A 16,680-nucleotide genomic window follows, 5' to 3' on the forward strand; every position below is an offset into this window, starting at 1 on the left:
AAAAAATGTTTAATCATAGCTCATCATTTATTTGCCTAATACTGCATGGATATATGGTCTGGTATCCAACATTTCAGTGGAGATTTTATCCGCTACTTTAATGATCATTTCTGCATTTAAGCCAATGTATAAAGTGGTCAATGTTAATATACCAATAGGAAGTACTAATAAAACTTTTTTATAGAATTGTAGTGGCTTAAAACTATCTACAATTCCTTCATCTTTAGCAGCATCTTTCCAAAACACTTCAGACCAGAGTTTGGCAATAACATATAAGGTAATGAAACTACCGATGATAATACTGATGATGAAGAAATAATTTTTGCTGTCAAATGCGGCTTCGATCAAATAGATCTTAGGCCAAAAACCTGATAAAGGGGGGATACCTGCTAATGAAAATAGGACTATGGCAATAAGAAAGGAGATTTTAGGGTATTCTGCATAAATTCCACCCAGCTTTGTCATGTTCATTGTTCCACGCAATTGCCTGATCAAACCCGCAATTAAAAATAAATTAGTCTTGACAATGATGTCATGTATGAGATAAAATATAGCCCCCAATAAGGCAAGCTTTGTGTATAACCCTAGTCCGCCAATAATAAAACCAATATGACAAACAATTAAATAGGAAAATAAGCGGCGTATATTATTCTTGATAATGGCACCAAATGCCCCCGTTAAAATAGTCATGATACCTAAAACAATGAAAACTGTTTTTATAAATTCATTAGGTACAAATATTAACGTAAAAACCCTAAATAGGGCATAAAGACCTACTTTTGTTAATAAGCCACCAAATGTTGCGGCTACGGCTGATGGAGGGGTATGATAAGAGGAGGGTAGCCAAAAATATAAAGGGAATACCGCAGATTTAATACTGAAACCAATCAGGAAAAACATCGAGGTTAAATTGACTATAGATTGATCCTGAACTTTAGGGATTTTAAGTGCCAGGTCTGCCATGTTTAGCGTACCCGTAATACCATATAAAATACCTATACCAGTTAAAAAAAAAGTGGAAGCCAGAATGTTCATGGCCATGTATTTTACGGCACCTTCTAATTGTGCTTTGCGCCCACCTAAAGTTAAAAGCACAAAAGAAGCAATAATAACAACTTCAAACCATACATATAAGTTGAAAATATCACCTGTTAAAAATGCACCATTTAGGCCCATTATCAAAATATGAAAAATGGGGAAATAGCCATAAAGCATTCTGGCTCTTCCAACACCGGTGGCAGAAAATATGGAAACCGCAAGGGCTGCAATTGAGGTGAGTAATACTAAAGTTGTACTAAAGGTATCTGCAACGAATACAATGCCAAATGGGGCTTCCCAATTGGCCGCATTCATGATCAGAATACTTCCATTAAATACTTTAGTGAATAAGTTAACCGACAAAAGAAAGCCTGCAAAACAACCTATGATACTGAGAACCCGTTGTGTTACTGTTTTTCTCCAAAAAGCGAGTTGTAGTATTGCTGTAAATAGATGGACAATTACTGTCGCAATAATTTGATTATCGATCATATATCTTCTTCTTCCGGAGTGTTTAAGTCATCTAGGTCGTCTGAACCAACCAAGGCATAGACACGTTTTAATAAAACAATTGCAAATGAAGTTAAGCCAAAGCTGATGACAATGGCCGTCAATATCAATGCTTGTGGAATAGGGTCTGCATAGATATCATTGAAAACTTTCAGGTTTTCTGGTATAATAGGCGGTTTACCTTTTGTAATGTTTCCTAGTAAAAAAATTAAAATATTGGTCGCATTTCCAAGAAGGATAATTCCTATGAGTAAATGAACCATGCTTCTTCTGAGGATTAAAAAGACCCCTGAAGCGTATAATACACCAATTAAGAAGACGAGTAAAAGTTCCATAATTAATGTGTATAGGACGATATAGTGAATAAAATAGTTAATACCACACCGATGACAACCAGGTATATGCCGAGATCAAAAAACAGTGCTGTGCCTATCATTCCGATTACAGGAATAGGCTGGTCAAACCACAAGCCGGTCATAACTGGAAAGCCAACAAAAACAGGTAAAAACATGCTTAATGTAGAAATGCCCAGGCCAATTGGGATGAGTGTTAAAGGTTTATAACGCAATATTTTTAATGTATTATCTGTGCCATAAGCAAAACTATGGAGTACGAATGCTATGGAGGCTACTAAACCTCCAACAAAGCCTCCTCCAGGATAATAGTGGCCTCTAAGTAACAGGAACACTGAAAATAATAACAATATAGGCAGCAAATATTTTGATGCTGTTTGTAAGATGGTGCTTCTCATAATTATTCTTTTTCTGAAGATTTTAACCTCAATTTGATTAAACTGTAAACACCTAAAGCAGCAATGCTCAATACTACTATTTCGAACATGGTATCCAAACCTCTAAAATCTACCAGAATTACATTGACTACATTTTTACCTTTAGCTAAGATGTAGGCATATTTAGCATAGAAATCGCTCACTTCAATTGTTGTGGGTACTTGTAAGACCTTGATTGCGATTAATGATAAAATAGTACCGAAACTGATGGCTACAATAGCATCCCTGGTTTTCGCTTTGTTATTTTTGAAACTCAAAAAGGATGGTAAATTAAACAGGACGAAAACAAATAATACAACGGTAAGGGTATCTATTGTAAATTGCGTCATCGCCAGATCGGGTGCACTGTAGAAAACGAACATCAAACAAATGGCATAACCAATTACGCTGGTTCCAACTACGGCTGTTAGTCTTGAATGGGTGCTTATGGTTAAGTATAATGCGGCAATCAGGATACCCACATTTGCCCCTTCATAAATGCTGATGGAAGATAATTTACTGTAATCGATATAAATCGGTCCGCCGATAAATAGTTCGTAAGCTAATATAGCTTCAGCAAAAATAATTATTTTAAGGATATAAGACCTTAAGAACCCATTGTGCATGGTGTTTGTATACCAGGTGGAGAAGTCAATAATTTTTGCTGATAGTCTACTGTAATAGGTTAAGGGAGCAATGTTATTAAAGCGCTCTACTGACGCTAATTTTTTGTTATCGGGCTTGTTTAAAAAGTAAATAATTGATCCACCAGCAAGGGTAGCCAGACTTAATATCAAGACCAAATTGAAGCCATGCCATATTTTTAGGTCAACATTCACTGATTGGTTGCTGATGATATTAACGGTAGGGTTTATAATATAAGTTCCTATAATTCCGGGGCAAATACCTAAGATAAATCCAAGTATGGCTAAAAATAATGGTGGAATCCACATTGATTTATAGGGCAAGTGGACTTTTTCGTATTCTTGGGGTAATTTTCCGGTGAAAGGTTTAATTCCGGCAAGAAATCCTGCCACTACTAAACAAATATTAGTTGCTACAGCAACAATTGTCAAATAAAGGGCTAAATGTTTCTCGGCATGAATTGTTGCTTCATAAATAAGATCTTTTCCAATAAAACCAATAGATAAGGGCAGTCCTGCACTTGAAAGGGCTGCTAAAAGGCCTGCAATAAACAGGGGAAGTAAAACTTTTCTTAATCCTGCTAATTTAGTGAGGTCACGGGTCCCGGTTTCATGGTCAATAATTCCTGTGATCAGGAACAAGGCTGCTTTATATAAAGCATGAACTACAATAAATGTACTTGCAGCGATTAATGCTTCTTTAGTTCCCAGACCGATTAAAAAGGTGAGCATTCCTAAGGCTGCAATGGTTGAATAGGCTAAAATACCTTTTAAGTCTGTTCTAAATAAGGAATGTATTGCAGCATAGACCATTGTAAAACCACCTACAATCATCAATGTGTTATTCCATAAAGGAGAATCTCCTAAAATAGGGGTGAAACGCGCTAATAGAAATATACCCGCTTTGACCATGGTTGCAGAATGCAGGTATGCTGAGACAGGTGTTGGGGCTTTCATAGCTGCCGGTAACCAAAAATGAAATGGAAATTGGGCTGATTTTGTAAATGCACCAATAAATAGGCATCCTATTACAAGTGGATATAACTCATGTTTTTTGATCAGGTCGGTGGCGCCCATCAATTCCTGGATAGAATAAGTGCCTGTAATCTGACTGAGCAAAACTAATCCTGCCAAAAGGAAAAAACCGCCTAAACCTGTAACGCTCAATGCCGTTAAAGCACTTTTTCTGGAATCGGCATTATCATTGTTAAATCCGATTAAGAAAAAGGAACTGATACTGGTCAACTCCCAGAAAATGAAGAGGAGCAAAATATTGTCTGAAAGCACTACACCCAACATCGCCGACATAAACAGGCATAAGTACCCAAAAAAGCGGTCTAAGTATTTATGGCCTTTCAGATAAGCGCTGGCATAGATGAAAATTAAGGAACCGATGCCTGTTATTAACAAACTAAATAATAAGGAAAGGCCATCTAGCCTAAAATCAAAATTAATCATTAAAGAAGGCACCCATTTTACATGCTCATAGAATACCTGTCCCTTACTTATTGCGGGGATATTTAATGCGAAAAAGCAAAATAATAGGATTGGTAATATCGCGAGAACTGCACTCCATTTTGATCTGAAAAATTTTCCAAATGGAACAATAAGGCCCGAAGTTATGAATCCTGAGAGTACAGTAATTAGCATTTAGTCTTGTTGTGATTGTTGATGAATTAGCCCAAAATAGTAAAAAACAGCCATATTTATGGTGTTTAGGCGGGTAAAAAAGCTAAAAAGGGTTATCTTGAAAAGTTAAATTTCGGTTGTTAAGCCTGTGTTAAATTGTATAAGGTATTAGTTTGTTCTTTTGTAAAATGACATTAACTATATTTTAGTTGATTTCTTAATTTTGTAAGATGATGGAAGTAGTTGAAGGGGATTATAGCGATCAACCTGTGATGCAATTTAAAGCCTGGGTCCCGAACTTTAATTGAGATCATTTTTCATAGATTTATGTTAATTTCTAGCCATCATCATTAAATATATTTTAACTTTGCATCAATATGTTACGACACATAGGCGCAAAGCGAACGCCTCAACATAACCTTAGATTAGCAGCCCTGCTTGGATTGACTGCCGGCTTTGTTAACGCTGCTGGTTTTCTTGGATTTTCGGTTTTAACAACTAATGTAACCGGCCATGTGGCCCTGTTTGCTGAGACAATAGCATTTCAGGATTGGAAAGCGGCAAGAGTGGTTGCTTTGTGGATGTTGCTTTTCTTAGCAGGGGCTTTTTGTTCTAGTTTAATTACAACTTTAACCAATAAGAATAAAAGATCTTCTTATCTCCTGCCTATATTGATGGAAATGGCTATTCTGCTGTTTACAGGAATATATGGACATAATTATGATATTACATTAGGGTCAAAGGAGGTTTTTGCCGGAGGTTTGTTATTTGCCATGGGCTTGCAAAATGCTCTAGTATCCATGATTTCTGGTTCTGTTGTGAGGACTACACACTTAACAGGTACTTTTACCGATCTGGGGATAGAACTTGCTCAAATCATAGGTAAAAAGGATAAGGAACGGGTTATACTCAAATCGAAAATTATGCTTAGGTTGTTTATCATCTTCTTTTTTATAGCGGGTGCAATTTCTGGTGCTTATCTTTTTCATCATATTGGCTTTCATTCCTTTTTTGTTCCCGTTGTTTTCTTGTTTATCGCATTGTTATATGATCTTTTCCGAATTAAAGTTCAACGCTATTATCATACTACGGCTTTTGCTATAAAACATTCCATAAAACGGTGATAAATACTGTTTATAGCCAAAGTTTTTTTAAAAGTAAAAGTGTGATTTCCATATATTATTTCTAATATTGGTTTACAAAGCATAAATAGTTAAATCCTAATTTTAAGCCATGATTAAAGTTGCCTCAACCAAATTTATATTGACAATACTGTTCTTTTCTTTTTCAATAAATAGCTTCGGACAGGCAAAGCAAGCTGAAGCCGAAATACAGAACATCATGAAAAAATTTGATGTCGTAGGTTTTTCAGTAGCGGTAGTTAAAAAGGGCGAAATTGTTTATAAACAATCCTTTGGTTTGAAAGACGTAGAAAGCAATACTTCATTAACGGATAATAGTCTTTTCAGAATCGCATCGATCTCTAAATCTTTTTCTGCAACCTCCATCATGCAGCTCGTAGAGGCTGGAAAATTATCTTTGGATGATGATTTTAGTACGCTTTTAGGTTTCAAAGTTAGAAATCCAAAATATCCAGAAACAATGATCACGCTTAAAATGGCACTTTCCCATACTTCAAGTCTCAACGATAGTCAGGGTTATTTCAATTTGGACGTTATCAATCCTGCAAAAAACCCAGATTGGGCGAAATGTTATAACGATTATCAACCTGGAGTAGGATACCAATATTGTAATTTGAATTATAATATGGTAGGTGCCATTATTGAAAAGGTTTCAGGTGAGCGTTTCGATAATTATGTTAAACAGCATGTCTTAAATCCTCTGGGCTTATATGGTGGGTATAATGTAGATTCGCTGGATGCTACTCGTTTCGTAACTTTATATGAATATGATTCGAAATTAAAAACCTTTACCGCATCCCCTTCAGCATATAACCGTAATACGGCATTACAAGATTATGTAATGGGTTATAGCACACCTTCATTTTCACCTACCGGGGGTATGAAGATTTCGGCAACTGATCTGGCTAAATATATGATGATGCACATGAATTATGGCAAAAGCAATGGGGTGAGGGTCATGTCAAAAAAGAGCTCAAAACTAATGCAAACTAAAGTTTCCGACGAGGAAAGTTACGGTTTAGCAATAGAAGGAACAGATAAATTAATTCCTGGTAAATCTATGAAGGGCCACACGGGTTCCGCATACGGACTGTATAGTGCTATGTTCTTTCAGCCAAAAGAGAAGTTTGGAATAGTTGTGATTACAAATGGATGTAACGCTGGCTACGAAAATGGCTATAACAAAGCGATAGCGGAAACTGTAAATACCTTGTATCAAAATTTAATTAAATAGGTTGTTTCAAAGGTGCAATAAAAAATTACGACAGTAAATTTTATATCTTATTATGCTTTTTTTAATTAAAATAAATTTATCTTTAATTAAAGATTTCATCGAATACAGGAAAAAACCTGTATCTATTTAGGAGGTTCAATTATGGGGAATGTTAGAAACATCTTACAGGTAAAAACCAATCGTGTTATTGCAGTAAATCCGGATACTACAGTTTTTGAAGCTCTTGAATTAATGTTTGAAAAAAATATCGGTGCACTATTAGTAACCGACCAAGATAAAGTCGTCGGTATTTTTACCGAAAGAGACTATGCTCGTAAAGTAATCTTGAAAGGTAAATCTTCTAAAGTAATCCCAATCCGGGAGATCATGACAGAAAGCTTAATTACCGTTACTTCTGATAATAGCATAGAAGAATGTATGTGGTTAATGACCAATAAGTTTATAAGGCATTTACCTGTAATTGATGATGGGAAATTGATCAGTGTTATTTCTATAGGTGATTTGGTGAAATATATTATTGAAGAGCAGAAGTTTATTATTGGCAATCTGGAGCATTACATCTCTGGCGGTTCATTAAAATAATGAAGTTCGTATTTGTTATACGCCAAATTGCCTTAATTGATAACGAAGTTCTGGGTATGGCCTTTTAGGCTTACTTTGAAGCTTCCAACGCCTGACTGAAATCTGCTATTAGATCTTCGGTATCCTCAATTCCTACAGATAACCTCACCATTGAGTCAGGTATTCCCATCTCTGCTCTTCGTACTGCGCCAAGTTCAAAAAATATGGTATGTGCTACTGGAATAGCAAGGGTTCTTGTGTCTCCCAAGTTACTTGATTTTACCACAAGTTTTAAACGGTTGAGAAAAGCAAAACAATCGATGCCATCCTTTAAAGAAAAGCTCATTAATCCACCGTTAAGCTTAAACAAATCTGCTGCTAACTGATGTTGTGGGTGACTTTTTAATCCTGGATAGTATACTTTGCTCACCATATCATGGTTCTCCAGGTAGTTTGCAAGTTTATTTGCATTATAACATGCTTTTTCCAACCTTAATGCAAGGGTTTCTGAACCTAAAGAAATGGTATGTGCAGCTTCAGGCGAAAGGGTTCCACCGCCATCACGTAAGCCTCTTTTTCTAATTTGGGTAATGCCTAACATTTCAGGCTTGATTTGTTCGCGTAAAATGGCAGCAATATTAGGAAATGTTGTCCAATCAAAGTTTCCTGTATCAGTAACACTTCCCCCGAGTGCATCACCATGACCGCCAATATATTTCGTTAAAGAATTGATCACTAAACTAGCCTTAACTGTAGCAGGACGGAATAAGTATGGGGATGTCATTGTGTTATCAACAACATAGAGCAACCCTTTTTCTGCGCAAAAGTCACCTATGGCAGTTAAATCAGCTATTTGAGTAGCAGGATTGGCAATGGTTTCCACAAAGACCATCCTTGTATTTTCTTGAAAAGCAGCTTTAATATTGTCGGCCGAAGTAGCATCCACAAAAGAAAATGACAAGCCCAAATCCATAAAGGTTTGCATTATACTACGAGAATTGCCGAATAGGTAAGAACTGGCAATAATATGATCTCCAGCTTTAATTAATGATTGAATAGTTGCAGTAATAGCCGCCATTCCAGTGGAGAAAGTTACTGTAGATTTCCCTTGTTCCATTTGAGTGATTTTATGTTCCAGTGCAGTGGTGGTTGGATTACCTTGTCGGGAATAAGCATAACCTTTTGCTTTGTTTTGAAAAACATTCACCAAACCTTGCACGTCATCAAAACCCCAGGTTACTGATGTGTGTACAGGTTGATGTAAAGCACCAAATTCTGGTTTAAGTAAGCGGTCTGAATGTAGTATAGTAGTGGTAAATCCTTTTTTATCTTCCATGACATCAATATATAATTTTTTAAAATTGCTTAATTTATTTGGAAAACGAAATTTAATTGTGGTGAGGTTGTAAAAATTATTACTTTTCATCAACATCAGGACCATCAAAAATCAGCTGTTGGCAATCCTCAATTTTTGCTAGGATTTAAACTTTTGCTATTAAAATAAACAGTTTATCATAAAACTTAGCAACACTTAATTCTAAACATTTCACCTTGATAGAAGGTTATTTCCATAAATGCTATTGAAAATAAATGTTAGAAACAGAAATATACCCGGGAAGCATTTATCCGCTTGGAGCTAATTGGGATGGAAAAGGTGTGAATTTTGCTTTGTTCGCTGGTCACGCTACGGCAGTAGAATTATGCTTATTTAATGATGATGGCATGGGCGAGGAAGTCAGAATTAATCTTACTGAGCGTACCAATTATATTTGGCATGCTTACTTACCTGGTCTAAAACCTGGTCAATGCTATGGATACCGTGTTTATGGCTCTTTTGAACCTAAGAATGGATTGCGGTATAATCCTAATAAATTATTGATCGACCCTTATGCTAAAGCCATTTCTGGTGCCGTAGAATGGCATGATTCTCTTTTTGGCTACGAAATGGGTAAAGACGATCTAAGTTATAGTGATACAAATAGTGCTCCTTTTGTGCCTAAAAGTGTTGTCATTAATCAAGAATATGATTGGGAGGGGGTAAAAGCTCCAGCAACAAGTTACTTGCAAAGCATTATTTACGAAACCCACGTCCGTGGGATGAGTATCATGCACCCCGATATTCCGGAAAACATCCGTGGAAGTTATGCTGCTTTAAGTCATCCGGTAATGATAGCTTACCTGCAAGGTTTGGGCATTACGGCAATTGAATTAATGCCCGTTCACCATTTTCTCAACGAAAGGCACTTGGTAGAACGTGGTTTGAAAAACTATTGGGGTTATAATACCATAGGTTTTTTTGCCCCTGACACAAAATATTCTTCCAGTGGTGTTTTAGGAGGCCAGGTAAATGAATTCAAAGACATGGTTAAAGCGCTACATAGGGCAGGTATTGAGGTTATTTTAGATGTTGTTTATAACCATACAGCTGAAGGAAACCATTTAGGGCCTACGCTTTCTTTTAAAGGTATAGACAACCTGGAATACTATCGCCTAACCGAAGATAAACGTTATTATATGGATTATACCGGTACTGGCAATACTTTAAATGCTTATTACCCTAGTGTATTGAGGTTAATGATGGATAGTTTACGCTATTGGGTAGAGGAAATGCATGTCGATGGCTTTAGGTTTGACCTGGCTTCTGCTCTTGCAAGGGGGTTAAATGAAGTTAACAGGTTGAGCGCTTTTTTTAGTATCATCCATCAGGATCCTGTTTTATCGCAGGTTAAATTGATCGCTGAGCCCTGGGATGTTGGTGAAGGAGGCTATCAGGTAGGGAATTTTCCTCCAGGATGGGCAGAATGGAACGGTAAATATCGGGATTGCATCCGTGACTATTGGAGAGGTGAGGGCAGTATGCTGCAGGAATTTGCATTACGCTTTACCGGAAGTCCGGACTTATACCAGGATGATAACCGCCGCCCTACAGCGAGTATAAATTTCATTACTGCTCATGATGGCTTTACACTCAGGGACCTGGTGTCTTATAATGAAAAGCACAATGAAGAAAATGGAGAAAATAACCAGGATGGTGAAGACCATAACAGGTCTTCAAATTATGGTGTTGAAGGAGAAACAGACAATCCAGAAATACTGGCGTTAAGAGAAAGGCAAAAGCGCAACTTCCTGACTACCTTATTTTTATCGCAAGGGGTGCCAATGTTGACAGCCGGTGATGAAATGGGACATACGCAGCGTGGAAATAACAACGCCTATTGCCAGGACAATGAGATATCCTGGTTAAATTGGGCAGAGGCAGATCAAGAACTTCTTGCCTTCTGTAGAAAACTAATTAAACTGAGGAAAAGTCACCCGGTTTTTTGTAGGCGAACCTGGTTTCAGGGATTACCGGTTAATGAAGCAGCACTGGTTGACATTGGTTGGCTGCTGCCCGACGGAACAGAAATGCAGCAACATAACTGGAAGGAAGATTTTGCCAAATCACTAGGTGTATTTTTAAATGGCCATGGCATTAAAGGCAGGGATAATATTGGAAGAAAAATTATAGACAATAGCTTTTACATCATTTTTAATGCTCATGATGGGGACATCCGCTTTAAACTCCCTGGATTTAAATATGGCAAGACCTGGACGAAAGTGCTGGATACTGCAGATCCTAATCTGAAAAATATACAATTGAATTTTAAACATGGAAATCGAATTTTAGTGGGTGCAAGAACCATAATGGTATTAACCATTAAGAGTAATTAAAGGTATGCAGGTCAGTTCGGTCCTTATTTTACTGATAAATACCAAACCCCATGGGGCAATGCCATCAATTTTGACGATGAATACAGTGATAGTAGAAACCAACGGAAATCATCGGGTAACCTGTATTGATAAAATGGAATTTGATGAAAATGGATAAATTATACCTGTAAAAATTACTTTTGAAGGTGTCAAATATAATTATATTAAGTAATTATTAATTTAATATTTAATATTGTTAATTTTTAACGAAAGTAAGTTTTTTTATAGATTTTGAAAACTTTAACTTTAATTAGTTGTTAAAAAGAATAAAACCATTATGATAAAGGAATCAAAAAAGAATAAAACAGTTAAAAGTTTTACATCATCATCGTCCGAATCATCTGCCAAAGATGTTCTTCGTTCGCTAACAATGGAAGCACCTAGAAAATCTGCTGAAAAACGAAAAGAGGAACGTCCAAACTATCGGTTGAGGTTATTGTAACACTTAATTAAACTTACTTTATCAATTCGGGCCCAGGGCCTGAATTGATAAAAGTTAAGCTCAATAATAATTCTTAAAAATGCTACCTTGTATCCATAAATCTCAAATATGGAATATGTTGTCGGAATAGACATAGGTACAGGTAGTGTAAAAGCAGTCGCGGTAACGCAGGCTGGCAAATCTTTCGAAGTCTCCCAACATCACTATTCTTTTAAAGCCCCAGAACCAGGATATCATGAACAAAATCCTGAAGATATCTGGGCTGCATTTGTACTAAGCCTCGAACATTTGCTGCAAAGAATTGGCCACTCACCCAATGCAATTTGCTTGAGCAGTGCCATGCATAGCCTTATCGCCGTGAATGAAAGCGGTAAAGCATTGGCACCAATGATTACCTGGGCTGATAACCGAGCTTCAGCTATTGCTCAAAACTTAAGAACATCCCCAGAAGGTTTAGCCATTTATAAAGCCACCGGCACTCCGCTCCACGCCATGTCTCCTTTATGTAAGCTGATCTGGATCAGGGAAAATAACCCTGAACTATTCCAAAAAACCCATCGTTTTATTTCTATTAAAGAATATATCTGGCACAAGTTATTTAAAGAATTTCAGGTGGACCATTCTATTGCCTCCTGCACAGGTTTATTTGCTATTGATGAGCTCACCTGGCATGAAAAGGCGCTGGAACTCGCCGGTATTACAGCTGAGCGGCTTTCGACACCAGTGCCAAACAATTACAACCGTAAATTTAAGGGCCATAGCGCTATTAATTTCCTCACAAAAGGCACTCCGGTTTTTATTGGGGCCAGTGATGGTTGTTTGGCCAACCTGGGTAGCATGGCAAATAAGCCTGGCGTGGCCGTGATGACCATTGGTACCAGCGGAGCTATCAGGGTGGCCAGTAACACGCCTTTGCCCAATGAAAAAGCAATGACCTTCAGCTATATCCTTGATGAGGAAACTTTCATCTGCGGCGGTCCTATTAACAACGGGGGACTGGCTTTGCAATGGTGGCTAAAAAACATGAACGACATGACCCTAACGGATAATGTTTATAAACAGTTTTTTCAATCCGTTAAAGAGGTGCCTGCCGGAAGTAAAGGTTTGCTGTTTTTACCTTACCTAACTGGCGAACGTGCACCTATTTGGGATAGTGAAAGCTGCGGTGCTTTCTTCGGTGTAAAACTCCAGCATGAACGCAAGCATTTCTCAAGGGCTGTTATAGAAGGCATTTGCTATGCCATGAGGAATGTGCTCGAGGCTTTAGAAGAGAATGCAACACCAATTACACATATCCATATCAGTGGGGGCTTTGTGAAATCAAAGGTGTGGGTACAAATATTAGCAGATATCACAGGTAAAAATTTAGTGCTGGTTCAAACAGACGATGCCTCTGCTGTGGGTGCCGCATTTTTGGCGATGAAAAGTCTGGGTATCCTTGAAGACTATCCAATAGCTAACCTGAGCGAATTGAAAATCGTTGTCCCAAATAGTTCGAATACCCTAGTTTATTCCCAAAATTTCAACATCTTTAAAAAGCTGTATGCAGATTTAAAAGATACAATGCACCAGTTACACCAGCTCAACTAATAAACCTATGTCTTTACTTATTGTACTTTTTGGTATTATACTGCTCTTTATTCTGATACTAAAGAAACTGAGTCCTATGATTGCCTTATTAACTGTTGCCATTATTACCGGTTTATTACTGGGTATGCCTGTGGTAAAAGTAACAACTTCCATAACAAATGGTATTGGTAGTACCCTTGGCAGTATGGTTATGGTATTGGCGCTGGGGGCTATGATGGGTAAATTGATTGAAGATAGTGGGGCAGCCCGAAAAATTGTGTCCATTCTCATGCAGACCTTTGGTTATCAGAACATCCAGTGGGCAGTACTGCTAACTGGCTTACTGGTAGGCATACCTTTATTTTACAATGCTGGTTTTGTGGTATTGATACCCCTGGTTTTTGCCATTTCTGCCGCCACAGGTTTACCCAAATTATACATCGGTATACCCATGGCGGCAGCATTGTCTGTTACCCATGGCTATTTACCGCCGCATCCAGGGCCCGTAGCTTTGGCGGCACTTTTTCATGCTGATCTGGGTAAAACCTTAATTTACGGACTGGTTTTAGCGGTGCCTATTGCCATTATTGCCGGTATTTATTTTCCAAGGTTAATTATAAAAAAAGGCAATGTACAAAAGCCTGATAATTTATTGTTTGCTGAAGATGCAGGATTGCCGTCGGGCTTTAAGAGCTTTTTTGTTGCCTTGTTGCCTGTCGTAATTATTGCTGCAGGCACAATTGGTGTAGGCTTATTGGCAGACTCAGCGCTTAAAACTTTCTTCATTTTCATTTCAGATCCCACGGTGGCACTGCTTGTTGCGGTTATACTGACCATTATTACACAGGATGTTCCCATTAAGAAGGCTATGGAATCTTGCACAGAAGGGGTAAAAGGCATTGCTATGATCATTTTAATTATCGCTGCCGGTGGTGCTTTTAAACAGATCTTAGTGGATAGTGGTGTAGGAGATACCGTTGCTGCTTTGGCTGCACCAATACAATTATCTCCATTATTTCTTGCCTGGATCCTAACAGCCTTATTGCGGGTAACTCTGGGTTCAGCAACTGTGGCGGCTTTAACGGCATCGGGAATGGTAATTCCTTTAATCGGACCGGGAGTTTCTGCTGAACTGATGGTGCTTTCTGTTGGTGCCGGCAGTCTGATGTTCTCTCATGTTAATGATACGGGCTTCTGGATGTTTAAAGAGTATTTTAACCTTACGCTGAAGCAGACTTTTTTAACCTGGACAGCCATGGAAACCATCGTTTCCATATTGGGTTTACTTGGTGTATTATTGCTTAGTCAGCTGGTGTAAGCTTTTGATTTTTAGTATATTGTGTTTTTATTTTTAAAACTATTTCAAACTGTTCTTATAAGCCACTAATCTTAATCATTAAAAACTTTAATTATGGATTCTCGTCGCAATTTTCTCCAAAAATTTGTTTTATCTGCTTTTGCCTTACCGCTAATGCCTTTGTCGGGCTGGGCAAATCCTCTTAAATTACCTATTCAGACTTATGAAGGCCCTGTATTGCGGGTAGCCATAATGGGCTTGGGTAGTTATGCTACGCGTGTTGCCGAAGCAATGCAATCCTCCACGAAAGCTAAATTAGTAGGACTAATTAGTGGTACGCCATCAAAAATTAAAACCTGGCAGGCTAAATATGGTATCCCCGAAAAGAACTGCTACAATTATGAGAATTACCACAATATTAAAGACAATCCAGATATCGATGTGGTTTATGTAATTACCCCCAATGCTTTACACCACGACCAGGTAATTGGTGCGGCAAAAGCTGGGAAACATGTTATTTGTGAGAAACCAATGGCCTTAACCGCTAAGGAAGGTCAGGAGATGATTGCAGCTTGTAAACAAGCAAAAGTAAAATTATTGGTGGGTTACCGCATGCATTTTGAGCCTAATACACTCGAGGTTATCCGGATGAGGAAAAATGAGGAATTCGGTAAAATTAAGTTTTTCCAGGGTTTGTGTGGTTTTAAACCAGGAGATCCCAATCAATGGAGGCTGAATAAAGAACTTGCTGGCGGTGGTGCTTTGATGGACATCGGTATTTATGCCATCAATGGTGCACGCTATATGGTTGGCGAAGAACCAGTTTGGGTTACTGCCCAGGAAACTAAAACTGACCCTGTTAAATTTAAACCTGGTGTTGATGAAACCATTCAGTTTCATCTAGGCTTTCCAAGTGGTGCCGTAGCTTCCTGTTTGTCTACTTACGGCATGAATAATCTCGACCGTTTTTTCTTGAACGGCGATAAAGGTTTTGCCGAAATGCTTCCTTCTACAGGTTATGGGCCTATTAAAGGTCGTACCCATTTGGGCGAATTAACTCAACCCATAGTTACCCACCAAACGGTGCAAATGGATGAAATGGCAGGTATAATTTTAGAAGGAAAACAACCTATTGTGCCCGTTAATGGTGAAGAAGCATTGAAAGACTTGAAAATTATTGATGCCATTTACCTTGCCGTTAAAACCGGTAAAAAGACAGACTTAAAGCTTTAGTCCTTTTCATTAGTTGATGAGTCAACACTGAGCCCACGTTGAATCAACAGTGAGTCAAGGGGTTCTTCGGCAAAAGGTTGACTCACCCTTGACTCACTGTTGACTCACCCTTGACTCATCCTTATTTTTAAACAGGATAGGCTGGTTGCAACATTGATTAAAATTTGTAAAGTCAATGGTAGGGAAATGCAAAAGAATAAAATTAGATTACCTTTAGTTAACAAATAAAATTTATTGAAATTTAATGAAACAACTTACCCTTATTTTTATTTTAGCCTTTAGTTTAGTGCCATTGAAACGTATTGTGGCACAAACCACTACCAGCACCTCCAGTGCCAGGCTTAGCCACATTGCGGTTTACGTTACAGATTTGAAAAAAAGTACTGATTTTTACAGGCAAATTTTAAACCTACAAGAAATAGAAGAGCCTTTTAAGGATGGTAAACATACCTGGTTTTCATTGGGTGCCGCTGGTCAATTACATTTGATAAAGGGTGCCGTGAAAATACTGGAGCACGATAAAAATCAACACCTCTGTTTCAGCGTTGCTGCTATTCCTGATTTTATAAAAATACTTGATGCGCAAAAAGTGGACTATAGCAATTGGCCGGGCACAGCAAAAGCACCAACGGTTAGGGTAGATGGGGTAAAGCAAGTTTACTTCCAGGATCCTGACGGGCAATGGCTGGAAGTGAATGATGCGAAATAGCATTTAAAGGCATGTTTGAATGACTAAAGTTGATTTTTTTAAATTCTTTGTAACCTTTTGGTCTGTTATAGCATCTTAATAACAGAAAACAACATAAGAAAAAATCACCTCATCATTCATGTATTTCAAAAATACGCATTTAAGCGTACTTGG

The 16,680-nt window shown here is 37.9% G+C and carries 13 protein-coding genes; 8 read left to right on the forward strand and 5 right to left on the reverse strand.

The window, feature by feature from the left end; all coding sequences use genetic code 11:
* Positions 1–27: 27 nt before the first annotated feature.
* Genes AAKU52_RS10195 through AAKU52_RS10210 form a run of 4 tightly spaced genes read right to left on the reverse strand, consistent with a single transcriptional unit; the run spans position 28 to position 4,611 of the window.
* Entirely contained in the window at positions 28–1,530 is a 1,503-nt protein-coding gene (locus AAKU52_RS10195) for a proton-conducting transporter transmembrane domain-containing protein (protein WP_354332999.1), read from the reverse strand.
* On the reverse strand, positions 1,527–1,883 hold the full coding sequence (locus AAKU52_RS10200) for a Na+/H+ antiporter subunit C (RefSeq protein WP_354333001.1): 357 nt from the start codon (positions 1,881–1,883) through the stop codon (positions 1,527–1,529). Before AAKU52_RS10200 ends, AAKU52_RS10195 begins: the two co-directional genes overlap by 4 nt.
* 2 nt (positions 1,884–1,885) lie before the next feature.
* Complete coding sequence (locus AAKU52_RS10205) at positions 1,886–2,299, reverse strand: Na+/H+ antiporter subunit B (RefSeq protein WP_354333004.1); 414 nt, start codon at positions 2,297–2,299, stop codon at positions 1,886–1,888.
* A 2-nt stretch (positions 2,300–2,301) separates the two neighbouring features.
* Entirely contained in the window at positions 2,302–4,611 is a 2,310-nt protein-coding gene (locus AAKU52_RS10210; RefSeq protein WP_354333006.1) for a putative monovalent cation/H+ antiporter subunit A, read from the reverse strand.
* A gap of 356 nt (positions 4,612–4,967) precedes the next feature.
* Between AAKU52_RS10210 and AAKU52_RS10215 the strand changes: the two genes are divergently transcribed.
* From AAKU52_RS10215 to AAKU52_RS10225, 3 genes are all read left to right on the forward strand, one after another.
* Complete coding sequence (locus AAKU52_RS10215; RefSeq protein WP_354333009.1) at positions 4,968–5,714, forward strand: YoaK family protein; 747 nt, start codon at positions 4,968–4,970, stop codon at positions 5,712–5,714.
* A gap of 109 nt (positions 5,715–5,823) precedes the next feature.
* Positions 5,824–6,966, forward strand: a complete 1,143-nt coding sequence (locus AAKU52_RS10220) for a serine hydrolase domain-containing protein (RefSeq protein WP_354333011.1) — start codon at positions 5,824–5,826, stop codon at positions 6,964–6,966.
* 141 nt (positions 6,967–7,107) lie between these two features.
* Positions 7,108–7,548, forward strand: a complete 441-nt coding sequence (locus AAKU52_RS10225; RefSeq protein ID WP_354333013.1) for a CBS domain-containing protein — start codon at positions 7,108–7,110, stop codon at positions 7,546–7,548.
* Between the two features lie 70 nt (positions 7,549–7,618).
* On the opposite strand, the gene AAKU52_RS10230 is transcribed toward AAKU52_RS10225, so the two are convergent.
* Positions 7,619–8,863, reverse strand: a complete 1,245-nt coding sequence (locus AAKU52_RS10230) for a cystathionine gamma-synthase family protein (RefSeq protein WP_354333015.1) — start codon at positions 8,861–8,863, stop codon at positions 7,619–7,621.
* A 254-nt stretch (positions 8,864–9,117) separates the two neighbouring features.
* Here AAKU52_RS10230 and glgX point away from each other — a divergent pair, with 254 nt between their 5' ends.
* The 5 genes from glgX (at position 9,118) to AAKU52_RS10255 (ending at position 16,527) form a co-directional block, all read left to right on the forward strand.
* A complete protein-coding gene (glgX, locus tag AAKU52_RS10235; RefSeq protein ID WP_354333017.1) occupies positions 9,118–11,238 on the forward strand; it encodes a glycogen debranching protein GlgX in 2,121 nt (706 codons plus the stop codon).
* A 589-nt stretch (positions 11,239–11,827) separates the two neighbouring features.
* Positions 11,828–13,309, forward strand: coding sequence for a gluconokinase (locus AAKU52_RS10240; RefSeq protein ID WP_354333019.1), 1,482 nt, complete (start codon positions 11,828–11,830; stop codon positions 13,307–13,309).
* Positions 13,310–13,316: 7 nt separating this feature from the next.
* Entirely contained in the window at positions 13,317–14,606 is a 1,290-nt protein-coding gene (locus AAKU52_RS10245; protein WP_354333021.1) for a gluconate:H+ symporter, read from the forward strand.
* A 93-nt stretch (positions 14,607–14,699) separates the two neighbouring features.
* The gene (locus AAKU52_RS10250) at positions 14,700–15,818 is read left to right on the forward strand and encodes a Gfo/Idh/MocA family protein (RefSeq protein WP_354333023.1); all 1,119 of its coding nucleotides are present in this window, start codon (positions 14,700–14,702) and stop codon (positions 15,816–15,818) included.
* Positions 15,819–16,062: 244 nt separating this feature from the next.
* On the forward strand, positions 16,063–16,527 hold the full coding sequence (locus AAKU52_RS10255) for a VOC family protein (RefSeq protein WP_354333025.1): 465 nt from the start codon (positions 16,063–16,065) through the stop codon (positions 16,525–16,527).
* Positions 16,528–16,680 lie beyond the last annotated feature (153 nt).

The organism is Pedobacter sp. CG_S7 (genome assembly GCF_040544395.1).
GTDB lineage: Bacteria > Bacteroidota > Bacteroidia > Sphingobacteriales > Sphingobacteriaceae > Pedobacter.